This is a genomic window from Falsiruegeria mediterranea M17 (assembly GCF_900302455.1).
In the GTDB taxonomy this organism is placed as follows: domain Bacteria; phylum Pseudomonadota; class Alphaproteobacteria; order Rhodobacterales; family Rhodobacteraceae; genus Falsiruegeria; species Falsiruegeria mediterranea.
Window position 1 is genome coordinate 88,761 of record NZ_ONZG01000013.1, and the last position, 18,996, is coordinate 107,756.

Annotated in this window: 21 protein-coding genes; 9 read left to right on the forward strand and 12 right to left on the reverse strand. The window is 59.7% G+C overall.

Annotation, left to right across the window (positions count from 1 at the left end):
- Window positions 1-25: 25 nt before the first annotated feature.
- Complete coding sequence (gene cobT / locus TRM7615_RS21350; protein ID WP_108791548.1) at window positions 26-1,036, reverse strand: nicotinate-nucleotide--dimethylbenzimidazole phosphoribosyltransferase; 1,011 nt, start codon at window positions 1,034-1,036, stop codon at window positions 26-28.
- Between the two features lie 79 nt (window positions 1,037-1,115).
- Between cobT and cobS the strand changes: the two genes are divergently transcribed.
- A complete protein-coding gene (gene cobS / locus TRM7615_RS21355; RefSeq protein ID WP_108791550.1) occupies window positions 1,116-1,880 on the forward strand; it encodes an adenosylcobinamide-GDP ribazoletransferase in 765 nt (254 codons plus the stop codon).
- A gap of 238 nt (window positions 1,881-2,118) precedes the next feature.
- On the opposite strand, the gene TRM7615_RS21360 is transcribed toward cobS, so the two are convergent.
- The 8 genes from TRM7615_RS21360 to TRM7615_RS21395 all read right to left on the reverse strand — a co-directional run bounded on the left by TRM7615_RS21360 (window position 2,119) and on the right by TRM7615_RS21395 (window position 9,447).
- Window positions 2,119-2,892, reverse strand: coding sequence for a potassium channel family protein (locus tag TRM7615_RS21360; RefSeq protein WP_108791552.1), 774 nt, complete (start codon window positions 2,890-2,892; stop codon window positions 2,119-2,121).
- 69 nt (window positions 2,893-2,961) lie between these two features.
- Entirely contained in the window at window positions 2,962-3,651 is a 690-nt protein-coding gene (locus tag TRM7615_RS21365; protein ID WP_108791554.1) for a glutathione S-transferase family protein, read from the reverse strand.
- Between the two features lie 74 nt (window positions 3,652-3,725).
- Entirely contained in the window at window positions 3,726-4,274 is a 549-nt protein-coding gene (sigZ, locus tag TRM7615_RS21370) for an RNA polymerase sigma factor SigZ (RefSeq protein WP_108791556.1), read from the reverse strand.
- Between the two features lie 67 nt (window positions 4,275-4,341).
- Entirely contained in the window at window positions 4,342-4,857 is a 516-nt protein-coding gene (locus tag TRM7615_RS21375) for a CarD family transcriptional regulator (RefSeq protein WP_108791558.1), read from the reverse strand.
- 294 nt (window positions 4,858-5,151) lie between these two features.
- Window positions 5,152-5,490 (reverse strand): ferredoxin FdxA, encoded by a 339-nt coding sequence (gene fdxA, locus TRM7615_RS21380; RefSeq protein WP_108791560.1) that lies wholly within the window; start codon window positions 5,488-5,490, stop codon window positions 5,152-5,154.
- A 65-nt stretch (window positions 5,491-5,555) separates the two neighbouring features.
- The gene (locus tag TRM7615_RS21385) at window positions 5,556-5,924 is read right to left on the reverse strand and encodes an RNA-binding S4 domain-containing protein (protein ID WP_108791562.1); all 369 of its coding nucleotides are present in this window, start codon (window positions 5,922-5,924) and stop codon (window positions 5,556-5,558) included.
- Window positions 5,925-5,936: 12 nt separating this feature from the next.
- The gene (locus TRM7615_RS21390; RefSeq protein WP_235824172.1) at window positions 5,937-8,795 is read right to left on the reverse strand and encodes a helicase-related protein; all 2,859 of its coding nucleotides are present in this window, start codon (window positions 8,793-8,795) and stop codon (window positions 5,937-5,939) included.
- Between the two features lie 43 nt (window positions 8,796-8,838).
- Complete coding sequence (locus TRM7615_RS21395; protein ID WP_108791566.1) at window positions 8,839-9,447, reverse strand: tetratricopeptide repeat protein; 609 nt, start codon at window positions 9,445-9,447, stop codon at window positions 8,839-8,841.
- 42 nt (window positions 9,448-9,489) lie between these two features.
- Here TRM7615_RS21395 and TRM7615_RS21400 point away from each other — a divergent pair, with 42 nt between their 5' ends.
- From TRM7615_RS21400 to TRM7615_RS21425, 6 genes are all read left to right on the forward strand, one after another.
- A complete protein-coding gene (locus TRM7615_RS21400) occupies window positions 9,490-9,780 on the forward strand; it encodes an SCP2 sterol-binding domain-containing protein (RefSeq protein WP_108791568.1) in 291 nt (96 codons plus the stop codon).
- On the forward strand, window positions 9,780-10,745 hold the full coding sequence (locus TRM7615_RS21405; RefSeq protein WP_108791570.1) for an alpha/beta hydrolase: 966 nt from the start codon (window positions 9,780-9,782) through the stop codon (window positions 10,743-10,745). Before TRM7615_RS21400 ends, TRM7615_RS21405 begins: the two co-directional genes overlap by 1 nt.
- 62 nt (window positions 10,746-10,807) lie before the next feature.
- Window positions 10,808-12,628: a M3 family oligoendopeptidase gene (locus tag TRM7615_RS21410; protein ID WP_108791572.1), complete on the forward strand. Its 1,821-nt coding sequence runs from the start codon at window positions 10,808-10,810 to the stop codon at window positions 12,626-12,628.
- Between the two features lie 146 nt (window positions 12,629-12,774).
- Complete coding sequence (locus tag TRM7615_RS21415) at window positions 12,775-13,488, forward strand: GNAT family N-acetyltransferase (RefSeq protein ID WP_235824173.1); 714 nt, start codon at window positions 12,775-12,777, stop codon at window positions 13,486-13,488.
- A 48-nt stretch (window positions 13,489-13,536) separates the two neighbouring features.
- Complete coding sequence (locus tag TRM7615_RS25780; RefSeq protein WP_207775254.1) at window positions 13,537-13,818, forward strand: hypothetical protein; 282 nt, start codon at window positions 13,537-13,539, stop codon at window positions 13,816-13,818.
- 225 nt (window positions 13,819-14,043) lie between these two features.
- On the forward strand, window positions 14,044-14,670 hold the full coding sequence (locus tag TRM7615_RS21425) for a cation efflux transmembrane domain-containing protein (protein WP_108791574.1): 627 nt from the start codon (window positions 14,044-14,046) through the stop codon (window positions 14,668-14,670).
- Here the strand turns inward: TRM7615_RS21425 and TRM7615_RS21430 are convergent.
- Window positions 14,663-14,932, reverse strand: coding sequence for a DksA/TraR family C4-type zinc finger protein (locus tag TRM7615_RS21430; protein ID WP_108791576.1), 270 nt, complete (start codon window positions 14,930-14,932; stop codon window positions 14,663-14,665). The genes TRM7615_RS21425 and TRM7615_RS21430 overlap by 8 nt on opposite strands.
- Before the next feature lie 143 nt (window positions 14,933-15,075).
- Here TRM7615_RS21430 and TRM7615_RS21435 point away from each other — a divergent pair, with 143 nt between their 5' ends.
- On the forward strand, window positions 15,076-16,191 hold the full coding sequence (locus tag TRM7615_RS21435; RefSeq protein ID WP_108791578.1) for a THUMP domain-containing class I SAM-dependent RNA methyltransferase: 1,116 nt from the start codon (window positions 15,076-15,078) through the stop codon (window positions 16,189-16,191).
- Between the two features lie 241 nt (window positions 16,192-16,432).
- On the opposite strand, the gene rpoH is transcribed toward TRM7615_RS21435, so the two are convergent.
- The gene (gene rpoH, locus TRM7615_RS21440) at window positions 16,433-17,329 is read right to left on the reverse strand and encodes an RNA polymerase sigma factor RpoH (protein WP_108791580.1); all 897 of its coding nucleotides are present in this window, start codon (window positions 17,327-17,329) and stop codon (window positions 16,433-16,435) included.
- A gap of 146 nt (window positions 17,330-17,475) precedes the next feature.
- Window positions 17,476-18,510, reverse strand: a complete 1,035-nt coding sequence (locus TRM7615_RS21445) for an RluA family pseudouridine synthase (protein WP_108791582.1) — start codon at window positions 18,508-18,510, stop codon at window positions 17,476-17,478.
- Between TRM7615_RS21445 and TRM7615_RS21450 the strand changes: the two genes are divergently transcribed.
- Window positions 18,509-18,814, forward strand: coding sequence for a DUF6476 family protein (locus TRM7615_RS21450; protein ID WP_108791584.1), 306 nt, complete (start codon window positions 18,509-18,511; stop codon window positions 18,812-18,814). The two genes, TRM7615_RS21445 and TRM7615_RS21450, sit on opposite strands and share 2 nt — an antisense overlap.
- Window positions 18,815-18,996 lie beyond the last annotated feature (182 nt).

Consider the following 18,996-nt stretch of genomic DNA (forward strand, 5'->3'; position numbering starts at 1 on the left):
CTGTGTCCCGGTCAGGCTACAGGTTTCAGCCGTCAGACACGCCTGCTTCGGCAAATGTCGCCATGCCGGAATGGCACGCCACGGCGCTTTTGACGATGTTTATCGCCAGCGCACCGCCCGACCCCTCGCCGAGGCGAAGCCCCAGTGACAAAAGCGGTTCCTTGCCCAAATGCCCCAACAACGCCCCATGCGCGCCTTCGGCGCTTTGGTGCCCCGCAACGGCGTGATCAAGCGCTCCCTCGGTGACCTTGGCCAGACAGGCCGCTGCTGCGCAGCAGATGAACCCGTCCAGAACCACCGGAATGCGCAGCACACGTGCCGCTGCAATCGCGCCGGCCATGGCGGCAATCTCGCGCCCGCCCAAACGTTGCAGAACCTCCAGCCCGTCTTCTGAGCCATGTTTGGCGACGCCTTCGGCGACCACGCGGGTCTTGTTGGCAAGGCCTGCATCGTCGACGCCCGTGCCGCGCCCGGTCCAGTCACCGGCCTCGCCGCCAAAGAGGGCACAGCCGATGGCCGCAGCCGGGGTTGTATTCCCAATCCCCATCTCGCCCACCACCAGCAGGTCCGAGCTGGGATCAACCGCGTTCCAACCTGTTTGCAGGGCAGCAAGCAATTCGTCCTCGGTCATCGCGGGCGCCTGCGTAAAGTCCGCCGTTGGATTGTCCAGGTCGAGCGCATGCACGTCCATCTTTGCACCAGCGGCCTTGGCCAGCTGATTGATCGCCGCGCCCCCGTGTTGAAAGTTCGCAACCATCTGCACCGTCACCTCGGGCGGAAAGGCCGATACGCCTTGCGCTGTCACCCCGTGGTTACCAGCAAACACGATCACCTGGGGCGCCTCGATGCTGGGCCGTGCATTCCCGCGCCAACCGGCATACCAGATCGCCAGATCCTCGAGCCGCCCAAGGGCGCCCGGCGGTTTGGTCAATTGGCCATTGCGCTCCTCTGCGCCTTGGGTCGCAGCCGTATCCGGGCCAGGAGCCGCCGCCAATTGCGCGCGAAAAGTCGAGAGATCGGTGAGTTCGGGCAGCATGTAAAGCCTCGTTGCATCTGAGTGGTCACATGTGTTTAACCAATGCACCCCATGTCACAAGACCCCGAAAGGACAGGACGTGCACAAAAACGACACTTCTGCCCCTTGGACCTGGGATATTCCACTGGCCCTGGTCCTGCTGACCCGCTTGCCGCTACCGCGCCTGCCCAACCACGTCTTTGCCCGTCAAGCCGCAAGTGTCTGGGCTTTTCCGGTGGTTGGTCTGATTGTTGGCGGGCTGGCCTGTAGCATTGGTGCGATTTTGCTGTCCGTTGGCCTGCCACCTGCCGCCGTGGCCGGTGTCATGATGGCGGTGCTGATCATGACCACGGGCGCGATGCATGAAGACGGTCTGGCCGACACTGCGGACGGTCTTTGGGGCGGATTCACGCGCGAGCGGCGGCTGGAGATCATGAAGGACAGCCACATCGGCACCTACGGCGTGCTGGCCTTGCTTGTGATGCAGCTGTTGCGGTTCGCGGCCCTCACCGGGTTGATCGAGAGCGGCGCGCTTTGGTTGGCTCTTCTGGCGCCGACCTGGTCACGGGCGCTGATGCCGGTTCTGATGTCCGCCTTGCCCAATGCGCGCGGGTCAGGCCTGAGCCAGAGCGTGGGCGCGCCATCCTTGGTGACCAGTGCACTTGGTGTTCTGCTGGCGCTGGCGTTCTGCCTGTTCTGGATAGAGTCCCTGGCCTGGATGCCAATCCTCCTTTCATCTTTGATCGTCCTTATCCTGGCACTGGTGGCACGGGCAAAGATTGGCGGTCAAACCGGAGATATCCTTGGCGCAAGCCAACAACTGGCCGAGGTCACAGCGCTGCTTTCTTTGTTGTCAATGGTCTGAGCCTCCTGCCCCGCCCTTCAAAGAACAAGCGCTCCTGCCCGTCGATCAGGCTTCAAGGATGCCCTCCTCCCGTTGGGCTCAAAGAATTCAGAGCGCCTCGCTGTGCTCGGCGGTTGGAGCTTGTAGCAAACCAAGTGCCCCAAGGGGGACTTCGCCGCGCGCAGCGCGGCGCCCGGCCCAAGGCCGTTCGCTGAGCTGACGCAGTCAGGTTGGCGCGGGCGCGGGAGTGCCCCCTATCCTAGCTCACACCGCCGGTTTCGATATTCAGCAACCCACCACAATGCTTGCAGTGCACGGCGTCCGGATCATGACGATACAACCCGCATTCTCCGCATTTGTGGCGCACTTTTTGGGGCATGAATATCGCCTGTGCCAGCCGCACAAACAGCGCTACGCCGACCACCATGATGAACACCGAAAAGAGCTTGCCCCCCGGCGTTTGAAACGTGATGTCGCCAAAGCCGGTCGTCGTGAGTGTCGCCATGGTGAAGTAAAGCGCATCGATATACGGCGTCTGGCTCGTGTCGTGGTCAATGAAGAACACGAACACGGCCGTCGATGTCGCAAAGACAAACACCAGCAGATTGATCGCTGCGATCACCGCGTCCTCATGCGTACGGAAAAATTGACTGTCGCGTCGCAAATCCCGCAACAGGTGATACGAATGGATCAGACGCAGCCCCCGCAGAATACGCAGGAACGCCAAGCTTTCGTTCAGGATCGGGTCCAGGATCAGCGAAAGGATCACCACGATGTCGGCCAGCGTGTAAATCTGCCGCAGGAATTTTTTCCGGTCTCTCGAAATCCATAGCCGAGCGCTGAAATCCAGAAGAATGATAAGCCCCACGACCTGGCTGACCGTCGTCAGTATCGGGCCATGGGTCTTATGCGCTGTTCCAACAAAAAAAACGATCGTGGCCAAGTCAAACACGATAAGGCAATAGCGAAACCAGCGCGGCACCGTGCCAGAGCCCAGGTACAATCCGCGAACCTGCTTTTTCAATGCCTTCATGCGCCCTCTCCCCTGAGAATTATCTAAGCGCAAAGGGGGCTTGGGGCGCAAGTCGCGCCCCAGATTTTGTTAGCAACAGGTGCCGCAATCACTCTGCGAGGCCTGACATTTGCCAGTGCCCAGATAGGTCTGGTCAGACAAGTAGAAACCCGTGAAAGCTTCCTCAAAATCCTCTGCCACGGATTTGGCGGGCAAACCGGTCTGGTCCAGCGTTTGCTGCCAGGCCTTGACCTTGGGAAAACCTCTCAGGAAATCATAACCCGTATGTTTGGTGATGATCCGTGCACGATCCAGCAGCGGCAGCCAGGCCAGATCCACGTTTCCGAGGATCTCACCGTTGAAGAATGGCCCCTCACCCAGTTCACCCTCGGCGCGGGCAAAGGCCCTGGACAGGTTGGCGCGGCGCTCTGCCAGCGTGTCCTTGTCCGCGCTGCGCATGGTGGAACATTGCACCAGGTAGTGTTTCGACGCCTGATAGCTCCACGCACGGTTTCTGGCACGCGTCGCCGGGGTCAGACCAGCTTCAAGCGGCGGCGCGATCTCGTCGATGTATTCCGAGATGGCGTCGGATTCAAAAATCGGCTCGCCCGCTTCGGTGATCAGGACCGGCACCTGACCTGTGGGCGAGATGTCCAGAAACCACTGGGGCTTGTCGCTGAGCGAGATGTAGTCGATCTGATAGGGAATGTTGCGCGCCTCAAGCATGGCGGTCACGCGCTGCACAAAGGGGCAGATCTTGAAGCTTACGATCTTGATCATTGGAGGTGTCCTTTTTCTTTCCAACTGCTTTCATCCCTGAAGACGAGGCAAAACGGAAAAAGACGACGCCTAGATCAACATTTCTTGCAACCGTCTGATTTTATTTCGTAATCAGATACATCGCCTCGGGTGTCCAAACTGAACCGGCAACAGTTTTCAAAAAGCGACCGCAGTTGTTTGCGCCCCGATTGCACTTGCGACTTGAGCGTCGAATAGGGCACCCCACGAGCGGCGGCATAGTCCTTTTGCGCCTGCCCCTCCAGATCCACGGCCGTCAGAACTTCGGCGTATTCTGCCGGCAAGGCGCGCACCATCGGGGCAATGCAGTCGGCCAACTCATCCCGCGCAGTGGCTGGGTCAGGCTCTTGATACCACAAGTCATCCGCTTGCAAGTCTTTGCCATGTCCTGACGTGCGATAGTGATCGATGACCACATTGCGTGCGATCTGATAGATCCAAGCGCGCAGTTTGGTGTCCTCGCGCAGATCAGACAGGCTGCGGTGGGTGCGGATCATGATCTCTTGAAGCAGGTCCTCGACATCATCGGGGTCGCTAACGCGGGCCCGCAGGAAGCCGCGCAGCGCTTGTCCGTAGTCGGACCAGATCTGATCAAGGTCAACCATCCCCTACCCCAAATGAAAAGAGCCGCCCCAAAAGATGGGACGGCTCAAACCACATATCAAATCCGGATCACGCGGCAGCAGCGCGCGACATCAGAACTTCGTCGACCTGCTTGGCGGCCTGGATTTCGTCACCACCGGCCACGGCGGCCACTTCGCGCGTCAGACGCTCGAGCGCTGCTTCATAGAGCTGACGTTCGGAATAGCTTTGTTCGCGCTGGTCATCGGTGCGGTGCAGATCGCGCACCACTTCGGCAATCGCGATCAGATCGCCCGAGTTGATCTTCTGTTCGTATTCCTGAGCGCGGCGCGACCACATGGCGCGTTTGACCTTGGCCTTGCCCTTGAGCGTTTTCATCGCCTGGTTGATGACATCCGGCGAGCTAAGCCCACGCATGCCGATCTCGGTGGCCTTGTTGGTGGGAACCCGCAGGGTCATCTTGTCCTTTTCAAAGGATACTACAAACAGCTCAAGCGCGTAGCCTGCAACTTCCTGCTCTTCGATTGAGATGATCTGGCCGACACCATGCGCCGGATAGACCACATAGTCGTTGGGGCGGAAATCGAGCTTCTTCGACTTGGTCATACAGGTCTTTCCTTGCTGCAACCGGGCATTGGCGACAAAAAAACCACTAGCGGGGAATGCGTTTCCCCGACAGGCGGTTCAATGTGTGTAATCTCTATAGCTCCAACACGAGCATTTGAGTGGAGCACATCCCGGTCGTTGACATCATTTGAACAGAGAACTTAACACAAAAAACAGGAAACTGGAAGCCGACGCTAGGTCAACTTCCGCTTTATTTCATGTTTTCAGCGTCTTATCAGCACCCATTCGACATACAGAATGTCAAAAAGGTGCGAATCGCTTACCCACCTTGGCTTATCCGCCCTCACCGGGGGCTTCGGAGAAGTACTTTTCCATCTTGTCCGTTTCACCGTCACGCTCTTCAGCTTCGGGCAGCTGGTCTTTCTTGGTGACGATCACGGGCCACAGTTCCGCGTATTTGCGGTTCATCTCGACCCATTTGTCCATGTCCGGCTCGGTGTCCGGGCGAATGGCGTCGGCGGGGCATTCGGGTTCACACACACCACAATCGATGCACTCATCGGGGTGGATGACCAGCATGTTCTCGCCCTCGTAGAAACAATCCACGGGGCAGACCTCGACGCAGTCGGTGTATTTGCAAGCGATGCAATTGTCGGTGACGATGTAGGTCATGTGCAGCTTTCCGGTTTCGTCTGTTGCCGGACTAGCTAAATCAGAGTGCGGCCTTCTTCAAGGGATCATTCGGGGTCGAACGGGTTGGAAAGATCAAGCGCCCTGCGATCCCGCTTGGATGGGCGACCTTTTCCTTCGAATTTTGGATTGGCAGGAGGTTTTTCCTGCTTCGGTGTCAAATCCGCATACAGCGTTTGCGCCTCAGACGCCGGACCACGGCGTTCACCGAGCGCCTCGATGCGCACGACACGTACGATTTTGGCCTGAGAAAAGGTCAGAACGTCGCCGGGGCTCACTCCGTAGGAGGGTTTGAGCACCCGGTTTCCGTTCACACGCACATGCCCGCCACTGACCTGTTTGGCCGACAGCGAGCGGGTCTTGAAGAACCGCGCCTGCCACAGCCATTTGTCGATCCGCAGTTTTGCGGCGGGCATGTCGCTCAAGGCTTACTTGCCTTCTTTCAGCCCCATCAGCGCAGCGGCGAAGGGGTTGTCGGGGTCGATCTTCTTTTCCTGACGCGGAGGACGCGACGAGAAGGTCTTGGCGCCTTGCGGCTTGCCGCCCTTCTTGCCGGGCTTGCCACGGCCGTCCTGCGGCTTGCCACGGGGTTTGCCCTTGCCCTGACCGCGACCGTCGCCGCGCCCTTGGGCGTTCTGACCATCGCGACGCGGACCACGTCCACCCTGACGGGCCGCGCGACCACCCCAGGTGAAGGTGTAGAACACTTCGACCTCAGGTTCTGCAGGTTCAGCAAGGGCTTCAGCGGCGGGGGCCTCGGCTGCCGCCTCGGTGCTGTCGGTGGCCTCGGCTGGCGCCTCGGCGGTTGCGACTTCCACTTCCGATCCGGGTGCAGCTTCTGCAGGCGTCTCTGCCGCGTCCGATGCTTCACCGCTTGGATCCGCAGCCGGTGCCGGATCAGCAGGGGCTTTGACCTTGGGCCGCTCGGCCTTTTCGGCCTTGTAACCCAGACCGCCCATCAGGTCGGCGAACTGATCCAGCGTCATGCCCGTGATCGAAAGCATGTCGGCATTGGCTTCAAAACCACCCCGGCTGTCTTCGGAGCGCAGCATGTCGGCAAGGCGTTCCAGCATATCGATGCGGATCGCGCGGTCCCCTGCGTTGCGGTAGCCGCACATGGTGTCATAGCCCTGCGGCGCATCCGCAACGGTTGGCACGGTGACCAGACCCGGCGGGGGCGACTCGGGGAATTCTTGCAGGCCTTGGGCCAGCGACCACAGCACCAGACGCAGACGCGTCGGCGCAGGTTTCAGCAAAAGCGGCATGAAGATGGTAAACTGACCAAAGCGGATGCCATGTTTGCGCAACGCGCCACGGGCGTCCTGATCCAGGTCTTTCACATCCTGGGCCACTTCGGCGCGGGGCAGAACGCCAAGCGCCTCGACCATGCGGAAGGCGAAACCACGGGCCAGACCGTTCAGTTCCTCGTCACGCGACAGGTTCAGCAGCGGCTCAAACAGCGCGGCAACCTTGCGGTCGATGAAATGCTGCAGACGGCGCTGCACCTTTTGCTCGACGTCCGGGCCTGCAGCCTCGTCCACAAAAACCTCGACCATCGGCTTAAGCGGCTCTGCGCCGGCCACCAGCTTACCAACAGCGTGCTCACCCCACATGAGGCCGCCCTGTTCGGTAAAATCAATCTCAGTATCGGGCGCATTGTAAAAGCGATCCGCCCGCAGATGGAATTGCGGGGCAAGCGCCTGGAGCGACGCGGATTTCAACGCCTTCGCATCGGCGCCTTGCGCGCTTTTGTCCGGGGAAAACCGGAACCCTTCCAACCGTCCGACAAATTCGCCTTCGACGGTCACTTCACCCTTGTCATTCACTTCGGCCAAAAGGGCCTCCTTCTGTTTGAGCCGGCGCAGCAATACCGAGGTGCGCCGGTCCACAAATCTCTGGGTCAGACGCTCGTGCAGAGCATCAGATACACGGTCTTCTACAGCGCGGGTTTCGTCGCGCCAATGGTTTTCGTCACGCACCCAGCCGTTCCGTTGCGCGACATATGTCCACGTGCGAATATACGCCAGTCGTTTCGACAGTGCATCAATGTCGCCATGTGTCTTGTCGATTCGGCGGATTTGCCGCGCCATGAAGTCGTCAGGGATGTGCCCGCGCTCATGCAGGTGGCCAAAAATCACCTCCAAAAGGCTGGCGTGTTCCGCGTGGTTGATGCCGCGAAAATCAGGGATTCGGCAGACGTCCCACAACAGGCGTACACTGTCGCCACTGCTGGCGCGTGCCGTAACCTCGGCCACTTGCGACAGCGACTTCAGTGCTTGCAGGTCATCCGCCTCGCGCGCCTTGAGCAGGTTTTCGCCTTTTGGGCTTTCCTCAAGCGAGCGGATCAGGGATTCGATTGAGCCGAACTGCAACGCCGCATTGCGCCAGTTGAGTTTCTTGAGCGGCGTGAACCTGTGATCCATGATCGCCTGGGCCATGCCATCATCGAGGGGACGTGCCTCGCCAGTGACGCCAAAGGTGCCATCGGACATGCCGCGCCCTGCCCGGCCTGCGATCTGTGCCAACTCGTTGGGCGCCAGCGGGCGCATGCGACGGCCATCAAATTTGCTCAGCGCGGAGAACGCCACGTGATCAACGTCCAGATTGAGTCCCATGCCAATGGCATCGGTGGCGACTAGATAGTCCACCTCGCCATTCTGATAGAGGTCCACCTGCGCGTTTCGTGTTCGTGGGCTGAGCGCGCCCATGACCACAGCCGCACCGCCCTTTTGCCGCCGCAGCAGTTCCGCGATAGCGTAAACGTTGTCGACCGAAAACCCGACGATGGCGCTGCGCGCAGGCATGCGGCTGATCTTTTTCGAACCGGTGTAAACCAGCTGCGACATCCGCTCGCGCTGAACGAACTGTGCCTCGGGCACCAGTTCGCGGATCGGGCCGCGCATGGTGTCCGAGCCCATGAACAAGGTTTCGTTCGTGCCTCGGGCACGCAGCAGCCTGTCGGTAAAGACATGCCCGCGCTCGGGATCCGCGCAAAGCTGGATTTCGTCCACGGCCAGGAAATCGGTGCCCATGCCTTCGGGCATCGCCTCGACCGTGCAAACCCAATATTGGGTCCGGGGCGGAACGATTCGCTCCTCGCCCGTGACAAGCGCAACGACGGACGGGCCGCGCACGGCGACGATCTTATCATAGACCTCGCGCGCCAGCAGACGCAGCGGCAGACCGATGATGCCGGTGCGATAACCCAGCATACGTTCGATCGCATAATGTGTTTTGCCAGTGTTGGTCGGGCCCAAGACGGCCACGATCCGGGATGACCCGCTCACCATTTGCCCCCTGCCCGATTGCTCCGGGCTTTAGTTCGTCGTCTCAGATGGATTTGCCCTGCACTTGGGTCGCAAGCCGTGAGACGGCTTTGGATACGTCTTCATGATGCGGATGTATAGACTGCGCCCGAACATAGGCGTCATAGGCGAGTTCGGGCTGATTGATCTGCTCGAGAACATGCCCAAGCCCGAGCATTGCCGTGTAGTTGTTGGGGTTCAGTGTCAGTGTGCGCTCAAGATCAGCAATCGCCGGGCCAAAGAGCTGGGCGTTGTAAAACGCCGAGGCGCGCATGTGCCAGCCTTCGGCAAACTCGGGCGCGTGATCAGTCAAAGCGGTGAAATGCTCGATGGCCGCACGATAGTCTTCGGCATCCATCGCCTCGCGGCCACGTTTGAGCAGCAGGTCGGCCGAAGCAGAGCCCGATTTCGACCACAACGCCTGCAACTGCCGTTCCAGGCGCTTGGCCTCGGTCGGATCAGCCAGAACCAACGCCTCGAGCAGTTCGGATTCGTCGTTCAAATCCGCCTCTTGCGCGTGCGTCGCAACGGAAAACATCACGAATGCGATGCTTGCCGCAACGATAGCTTTGAGATTGATGCTTGCATTGCCCATAACAATCATCAGTGTAGCGTGGCGTGCGTGGATGTCCATTCACAGCGCCGTTGTCACAACGATGTTAATTGGAGACAAACCATGAGCGAACTTCTTGACCAGGCTCTGGCCGGATTGAACGAAAAACTGGGTGGCGGCGGCTTTGACGGCTCGGCCAAATTTGCCATCGCAGACGTGGGCGCAATTGTCCTGGACAGCGACGGCGCACGCATCAGCGATGATGAGGCGGATGTGACCATGACCGCCGATGCGGACACTTTCACTCAGATCTTCTCGGGCGAGCTGAACCCCACTGGCGCGTTCATGTCGGGCAAGCTGACCATCGACGGTGACATGGGCATCGCGATGAAACTGGCCTCGGTACTGGCCTGATGTCTATCTCGCCGGCCCCGTTCTTTGATGATGTGGCCGGCGGACCCGCCGGGGGCGCAGCCTGGTGGGTGCAAACCTCGGACGATGTGCGCATCCGCGTGGGTGTATGGCGTGCCGAAGGGGCGGTAAAAGGCTCCGTCCTGATGTTCCCCGGCCGCACGGAGTATATCGAAAAATATGGTGAGACGGCGACGCAGCTTGTGTCGCGCGGCTATACCGTTTTGTCTGTGGATTGGCGCGGCCAGGGTTTGGCCGATCGCCTGCTGGATGACCCGCGCGTGGGTCACGTGGGCCATTTCACCGACTACCAGAAAGACATCGCCGCCGTTCTGCGGGTGGCGCGCGAGCAAGAGTTGCCCAAACCCTGGCACGTGATTGGCCACTCCATGGGCGGCGCCATCACGTTGCGCGCGGTGATGGAGGGGATGCCGGTGCAGACTTGCGCCTTTACCGGGCCGATGTGGGGCATCTATTTCTCGCCACTGATGAAGCCGCTGAGCAAATTGACCATGGTTCTGGCGCCCTTGTTTGGAGCCGCGCACAAGAACCCGCCCAGCACATCGCTGGGCAGCTATGTCCTGGAACAAGAGTTTGACGGCAACACCCTGACCCGCGACCCGGCCATGTATCAGATGATGCGCGATCAACTGACCGCCCACCCCGAGCTGGCCCTAGGTGCACCGTCGATCCACTGGCTCAAGGAATCGGTCACCGAATGCGCCAATCTGGCCGAGCGCGCCTCGCCCGATCTGCCGTGCTTGACCTATCTGGGCACGCATGAGCAGATCGTTGACCGCGACGCCATCCGCGCCCGCATGCCGAACTGGCCACGCGGCCATCTGGTCGAAGTACCCGATGGCGAGCATGAGGTGCTGATGGAGGCACCCGACGTGCGCGGCCCGGTGTTTGACCAGCTTGATCACCTCTTTACCACGGGCGATGCGCGCGCGGCGGCCAAAGCGTAACTTGTGGTCGCCCCACCCCCGCCTTAGATACGGGGGTAAGACAGATTTTCATGAGGTCCCACATGCTCCACCTTCCCTTTCCCGTGCGCGATGCCAATGCTGGCGGCGGATCCGATCCCTTGGGCAACCTGCCCGAATGGGACCTAAGCGATCTTTACACCGGGGATGACGCGCCCGAGCTGAAGCGGGATCTGGAATGGCTGGAAAAAGCCTGTGCCGAGTTTGCTGCGGATTATGAGGGCAAGCTGGCTGATCTGGACGCTGCGGGCCTGCTGGAGTGCGTGCTGCGCAACGAAAAGATCAACGCCATCGCCGGGCGCATCATGTCTTATGCGGGCTTGCGTTATTACCAGCTGACCACCGATTCTGAGCGCGCCAAGTTCATGTCGGATGCGCAGGAAGCGATCACCAACTACACCACACCACTGGTGTTCTTCACGCTGGAACTGAACCGCATCGACGATGATGTTCTGGCGGCGCATTTTGCAGAAAATGCCGATCTCGCTCGCTATGAACCCGTCTTCCGTCGCATTCGTGCAATGAAACCCTATCAGCTGAGCGACGAGTTGGAACGCTTCATGCATGATCTGGGCATGGTCGGCGACGCCTGGGAGCGGCTCTTTGACGAGACCATCGCAGGCCTCACCTTTGACGTCGACGGCGAAGAGCTGAACATCGAAGGCACGCTGAACCTGTTGACCGAGCAGGACCGCGCCAAGCGTGAGGCTGCCTCGCACGAGTTGGCCCGCGTCTTTGCCGACAACATCAAGACCTTTGCCCGCGTCCACAACACGCAAGCCAAGGAAAAGGAAATCATCGACCGCTGGCGCGGCATGCCCAGCCCGCAGACCGGCCGTCACCTGTCCAACGACGTGGAACCCGAAGTGGTCGAGGCGCTGCGCGAGGCCGTTGTTGCCGCCTACCCCAAGCTGTCGCACCGCTATTATGAGCTGAAACGCAAATGGCTGGGTCTGGATGTCATGCAGGTCTGGGACCGCAATGCGCCCCTGCCGATGGAAGACACCCGCACCGTTGCCTGGCCCGAGGCCGAAAAGATGGTGATGGACGCCTACAGCGCCTTTGACCCGCGTATGGGCGACCTGGCCGCGCCCTTCTTCTCCAAAGGTTGGATCGACGCCGAGGTGAAACCGGGCAAAGCGCCGGGCGCCTTTGCCCACCCCACCGTGACGGATGTGCATCCCTATGTGATGCTCAACTACCTGGGCAAGCCGCGTGATGTGATGACGCTGGCGCACGAACTGGGCCACGGTGTCCACCAGGTGCTGGCCGCTGAACAGGGAGAAATGCTGTCATCGACCCCGCTGACGCTGGCCGAAACTGCATCCGTGTTTGGCGAGATGCTAACGTTCCGCAAGATGCTGGACAAAGCCGAAACCAAGGAACAGCGCAAGGTGCTGCTGGCCGGCAAGGTCGAGGATATGATCAACACGGTCGTCCGCCAAATCGCCTTTTATGATTTCGAGTGCAAACTCCACGCTGCACGGGCTGAGGGCGAGCTGACCCCGGATGACATCAACGCCCTGTGGATGAGTGTTCAAGCTGAGAGCCTTGGCCCGGCATTTGAATTCATGGAAGGCTATGAAACTTTCTGGGCCTATATCCCCCACTTCGTCCACTCGCCCTTCTACGTCTACGCCTATGCATTCGGCGATGGCCTCGTGAACGCGCTCTATTCCGTCTATGCCGACGGCAAAGAAGGCTTCGAAGACCTCTATTTCGACATGCTCCGCGCCGGTGGATCAAAACACCACAAAGAGCTGCTCGCGCCCTTTGGTCTGGATGCCAGTGATCCTACGTTCTGGGACAAGGGCCTCTCGATGATCTCGGGCTTCATTGACGAACTGGAGGCGATGGAGGACTGACCTCTCGCCAAGTTACAGCACTAAGTTCGCGCCTAACCTTTTCGGTGGGCGCGAACCAGGTCACGGGCGCTCGAGGACCCAAAATGACTGGCGTTTCTAGGGCATCTGCCTGAGAGTGTGCCAAATCCATTTTCGGTCCAATTCCTATGCCCATGCCCGCCCTCACCCTCAGCCCAATCACCGACGCCAACCGAGCACAGTTCCTGTCTGTCTCGGTTACCTCTGAACAAATCAAATTTTCAGGCACCGTGGCCGAGGCCTATGGATCGGCCGAAGAGGGCATCGACTTTCATGGCATCTGGCTCGGCAATCAGCCGGTAGGGTTCTTCAAGATCGACCGGCTTTATCACAGCCGCTATCCCTTTGCTCATGACACCGGTCTGGGCCTGCGGGCCTTCATGATTGATGCGAACCATCAGGGGCAAGGGCTGGCCACGCAGGTGGTTGAGGCGCTTGGCCCCTACCTCGCAAAGCACTACCCGGACGCGACGGCTGTGGTTCTGACGGTGAATATGGCCAACCCCGGCGCGATCCGCTGCTATCTGAAGGGGGGCTTTGACGACACCGGCGAGACCTGGCCCCATGGCGAGGCCGGTCCGCAGCACATCATGCGGATGGATTTGGCGAGCGCGCCCGCCAAGCCCACCCTGCGAGAGCGGTTCAAACCCTTCTTTGCCTGGGTTCGTCGCAATGTACCAAGGGGCATGCGCCTGTTTCTGGGCATTCTGCTGATCATCGGCGGCATCCTTGGCTTTCTGCCCATCCTCGGCTTCTGGATGATCCCGCTCGGCGTGATGGTGGCCGCCATGGACGTCCGTCTGTACCGCCGTTGGCGGAGCCGCCGGGCCAGTCGAAAGTAACGCCATGTACCGCATGAAACCCGGCGTCAAAAAGAACCCCGAGCGTCGATGGGCGTTGCCGGATCGGGTGTTTTCGGCAACGGAGCCTGTCACATTCTGGCCGGGGTCTATTTGCAGGCCCCGCCCCTGCCCGGTTTCCATGCTGAACGTATCATTCCGGGCGATGGTTTTGCCGGGAACCACATCTATGTCACCGACGGTACCGTGGCCTTTGACTATCACGGGTACACCCTCCGCAATCGGCTGCTGCGCTATTACACGAACACTGGGCGGGCTAATATGCCGAAGGCTGGCATTGCAGACTGGAGCCGGTGGATTTTGACCTGCTGAGCACTCAAACCCTCAACGCCCGCAAAATGCTTGGTCCGAACCAATACCTGTTCGATGCGATCCCCAGGGCGCAGCGCTACTTGTGGAACATCGACCATTTTGCGGCCCGCAACAAAGCCTTGCAGCAGGAAAAAATCTCTGCTGAACACACAATTCCCCTCTTGAACCTACAGCAGCTAGAGCAATTACGTTACTTGTCGAACCAAGGATCAAAGGAGTCGGCAAATGGCCGGATGCTGCAACCACGACACCAAGTTCGACGGGCTGTCGTCAGATTACAAACGCAGGCTTTGGTTGGTAATCGCCATCAACGCCATCATGTTTGCGGTCGAGATGGGAGCCGGCCATATGGCAAGGTCGCAAGCCTTGCAGGCGGATGCGCTCGATTTTCTGGGCGACGCGCTGACCTATGGCATTTCGCTTGCCGTGATCGGCGCATCGGTCCGGGTGCGGACAAATGCGGCACTCTTCAAGGCAGTCAGCCTGCTGGTAATGGGGTTATGGGTGATGGGCTCGACCCTGTACCGCGTGTTCTATGTGGGTGTGCCCGAAGCGCAGATCATGGGCGTGATCGGTTTCATGGCTCTGGTCGCAAACCTTACCAGCGTAGCGTTGCTGGTCCGTTACAAGGACGGGGACGCCAATGTGCGGTCGGTCTGGCTGTGTTCGCGCAACGACGCCATCGGCAATGTTGCGGTCATGCTGGCCGCTGCGGGTGTCTGGGGCTCGACCTCGGGCTGGCCCGACTTGCTGGTTGCCGGCATCATGGGCGGGTTGTTCCTGTCCTCGGCGATGCAGATCTTTCGCCAAGCCGTGGACGAGCGGCGTGCCCTAACCCAACCGGTCACTTGAGCTGACTGTCCTTTGATCCGCGCCGGTTGATCCCGGCGCGGGCTTGAAACGCTCCATCGCGCTCTTGTTGGCAATCAATGCACAGTTTGACGCCCTGCAAGGCAAGGCGACGCTTTTCGGGGATCGGCTCCTCGCATTCGGCGCAATGGGTCAGGCTTTCGCCCTGCGGCGCGCGGCGTTGCTTCATTCGCGCCAATTCGTCCGAGATCGACGCCTCGATCTGTTCGCTCACCGCCCCGTCGCGGGCCCACCCTCCGGCCATCTGCCGTCTCCTAACCGATATCAGGGCACAAGTATTCCACAACAGATCAGCCCACGTAAAGTCGCCCCCTTTGACTCTGGCACTCGAACACCATGCCCCAGAAAACGGTCGAACTCGCCTATGGTTGCCGTTACAGAGGCGCAATGAACACACACGCCAAATTCGAGATCTATGCCGTTGTCGCCCCCGGGTTGGAACTTGCCTTGCGGGACGAAGCCCTGGAACTGGGCTTTCGCAAAGCCAAGGCCGCACCGGGCGGCGTGCGATTTCGCGGCACTTGGACCGACGTCAGGCGTGCCAATCTGGAGCTGCGCGGCGCGGCCAAGATCCTGGCCCGGATCGGCAGCTTTCGAGTGACGCATCTGGCCCAGTTGGACAAGCTATCGCGTGAGTTTGACTGGGCCCGCACCCTGCGCGCTGATGTGCCAGTGCGGGTCGAAGTGACATGCAAACGATCAAAGATCTATCACGCCGGCGCAGCGACCGAGCGCATTGAACGCGCCATCGCCGAAGAGTTCGGCGCACCGATTGACAAGGATGCACAAGTCGTTGTGAAGGCCCGGATCGAAGAGGACACCTGCACCCTCAGCGTCGACACCTCTGGTGAACTTTTGCACAAGCGCGGTCACAAGGTGGCAGTCGGCAAAGCTCCGATGCGCGAAAACATGGCCGCCCTGTTTCTGCGCCAATGCGCTTTTGACGGGTCCGAGCCGGTGTTGGACCCAATGTGTGGGTCAGGCACCTTTGTCATCGAGGCCGCAGAAATCGCCAAGGGCCTGCAACCTGGGCGATCTCGTGGTTTTGCTTTTGAACAACTGACGACATTTGATCTGGACGCGTTCAACGCATTGAAGACCGAACCACAGGCCACTGATCAGACGTTGAAATTCTACGGCTCCGATCGCAATGCCGGTGCCGTCGAGATGAGCGCGGCCAACGCGGCTCGTGCGGGTATTGGGGATGTGACCATGTTCCGCCAATGCGGCGCCAGCGAGATCGAGCGGCCCGACGGACCGCCGGGGTTGGTCATCGTAAATCCCCCCTATGGCGGACGGATCGGCGACAAGAAAGCGCTGTTTGCCCTGTATGGATCCTTGGGTCGTACTCTAAGCGACCGCTTCAAAGGGTGGCGTGTTGGCATCGTGACCAACGAAGCCAGCCTCGCCAATTCCACGGGCCTTCGGTTCAAGCCGACCAAACCGCCGGTATCGCATGGCGGGATCAAGATTACGCTCTATCAAACTGATCCGATTGAATAATCTGCTTTAGATACGAACAGCAAGAGCTCCCGCATCCGAGCGATCTTGGCTTCACCGACACCGCTAACGGCCTTGGGCCCGACGCCGCGCGCAGCGCGGCCCGGCCCAACGGGAGGAAGTGTTTCGTAAGAAACATCGACGACGGGCGGGAGCCGCCCCGCCTACCGACGCGACGCTATCCCCTTAACGCAACAAGCCCCGGCCAAGACCGGGGCTTGCGCACGAGGGGCGTCCAGAAAGGTCAGCCGTTGCCCAGCATCCCCTTTTCACGCGCCAGTTCGCGCATCTTCTTTTGCAGCTTTTCAAACGCGCGCACTTCGATTTGACGAATGCGTTCGCGGCTGACGTTGTACTGCGTGCTCAAATCTTCAAGTGTCACGGCCTGATCCGACAGACGGCGTTGGGTCAAGATGTCTTTTTCGCGATCATTCAGCACATCCAGTGCCTGCGCCAGCAGCTCGCGCCGCGCTTCCATCTCGTCGCGCGCTTCATAGTCGCCAGCCTGATCCGCATCTTCATCCTCGAGCCAATCCTGCCATTGCATGGTCCCCTCGCCTTCGGAGCCGACGGTCGCGTTCAACGACGCGTCCCCACCCGACATGCGGCGGTTCATGCTGATGACCTCTTCTTCGGTCACGCCCAAATCTGTCGCAATCTGTTTCACGTTTTCTGGGCGCAGATCACCCTCTTCCAACGCGCCGATGCGAGCCTTGGCCTTGCGCAGGTTAAAGAACAGCTTCTTCTGCGCCGAGGTTGTGCCCAGCTTGACCATCGACCACGACCGCAGGACATATTCCTGGATCGAAGCGCGGATCCACCACATGGCATAAGTCGCCAGTCGGAAGCCTTTTTCGGGGTCGAACTTTTTGACCGCCTGCATCAGGCCCACGTTGGCCTCGGAAATTACCTCGGCCTGAGGCAGGCCATAGCCGCGATAGCCCATGGCGATCTTGGCTGCCAAGCGCAGGTGCGATGTGACCATTCTATGCGCTGCTTCAGTGTCTTGCTTCTCAACCCACCGTTTGGCGAGCATATATTCTTCTTCGGGTTCCAGCAGCGGGAACTTGCGGATTTCCTGCATATAGCGGTTCAGACCGCCCTCGGGCGTCGGTGCGGGGAGATTTGCGTAATTTGCCATGTATTTTGTCCCTCCCTTAAATGTTTAAGGACTTAACATAGGATATGGGTCACCTATGTTGCCCTTACAAGTGCTGGGGGTACAATATTCTGATTAAGCTTTGATTAAGAAAAGGTGAGAGTTAACTCTTCACGCCTTTGTGCTGTTCATGACAGTGGCAACCTAAGGGCCGTGATCAAACCCTCCATATCTTGGGGCAACGGTGCCTCGAACCTCAAGTCTTCGCCGGTGACAGGGTGGATAAACCCCAAGACGGCCGCATGCAGCGCTTGCCGCGGAAAGGTCCGAACTGCGTCTTGTGCGTTCGGGTTCAGAGCCTTGGCCGACAGTTTGCGCTTGCCGCCATAGGTGGGATCACCGATCAGCCCGTGCCCTGCATGGGCCATATGAACGCGGATCTGATGCGTCCTCCCGGTTTCCAGCCAACACTCCACCAAGGCCGCCACATGTGGTTTGCCAAAGGGTTCGACGATACGGACCCGTGTCACCGCGTGGCGCCCGCCCTGAAACAGCACGGCCTGACGCTGACGATCGGTCTTGTGTCGTGCCAGGTTGGTGGTGAGCTTCATGATATTGCCGGACTCAAAACTCACACCCTTGACCCCACGCAACCGCGGATCGTTGGCATCCGGCACACCATAACACAGCGCCCGATAATACCGCTCGACCGTGTGCTTCTCAAACTGCGCCGCCAGCCCCTGATGTGCCGCATCTGATTTAGCAACAACCAGCAAACCACTGGTTTCCTTGTCAATCCTGTGCACGATACCGGGACGTTTGACGCCACCCACTCCCGACAGGTTGTCCCCGCAGTGATGCAGCAGAGCATTGACCAATGTACCGGACGGAGACCCAGGCGCGGGATGCACCACCATGCCCGAAGGCTTGTTGATGACGATCAGATCGTCGTCCTCGAAAACCACGTCCAGCGGAATGTCTTCGGGGCCGATATGGCTGTCTTCGGCCTCTTCGACAGTGATCACCACCACCGCTTCGGCTGCGATTTTGGCTTTGGCATCGGTGACAACTGCCCCATTCACCGTCACTTGCCCGGCCTCGATCAACCGGGCCAAACGAGTGCGGGACAAGGTGGCTTCGGCTGGAACATCCCGCGAAAGCGCCTTATCAAGGCGGGGCGGCGGTGCGTCCGCGATGACGAATTCAATCTGGCGGGTGCCCATGACGATCCCTTCTGATGAGCCTGTGGAACCGCAGGAAACCCCACAACTGAAATGGTTGCGGCGGATGGTCATGGCGCTGACCGCGGTGATGATTGGCGGCGTTGTATTGACATTTGCCCTGATTGTCATCCGCTTGTCTGACCGCACTCCAACTTTGCCTCAAGACGTGGAATTGCCAGATGGAGCTTCGGCCCAGGCCGTCACAATCGGGCCCAATTGGTACGCGGTGGTCACAGACGACAACCGCATACTGATCTTTGACAAGACCACTGGCGCGCTGAAACAGACCGTTGTGGTCGACTGATCCCGGTCGGTTAGAAGACTATACTTTGGTATAGGCCCAATACCCCTCTGCACGCGTTGCAACCGGAGACAATCGGTTAGTGTGACATCAAGAGGCATCAGCCATCACTCACAAGCCTCTCGTGGATCCGTCACATCGCCCCCTGTTCTGACGGGTCCACGGTCCCTCCGCTCTATCGCTAT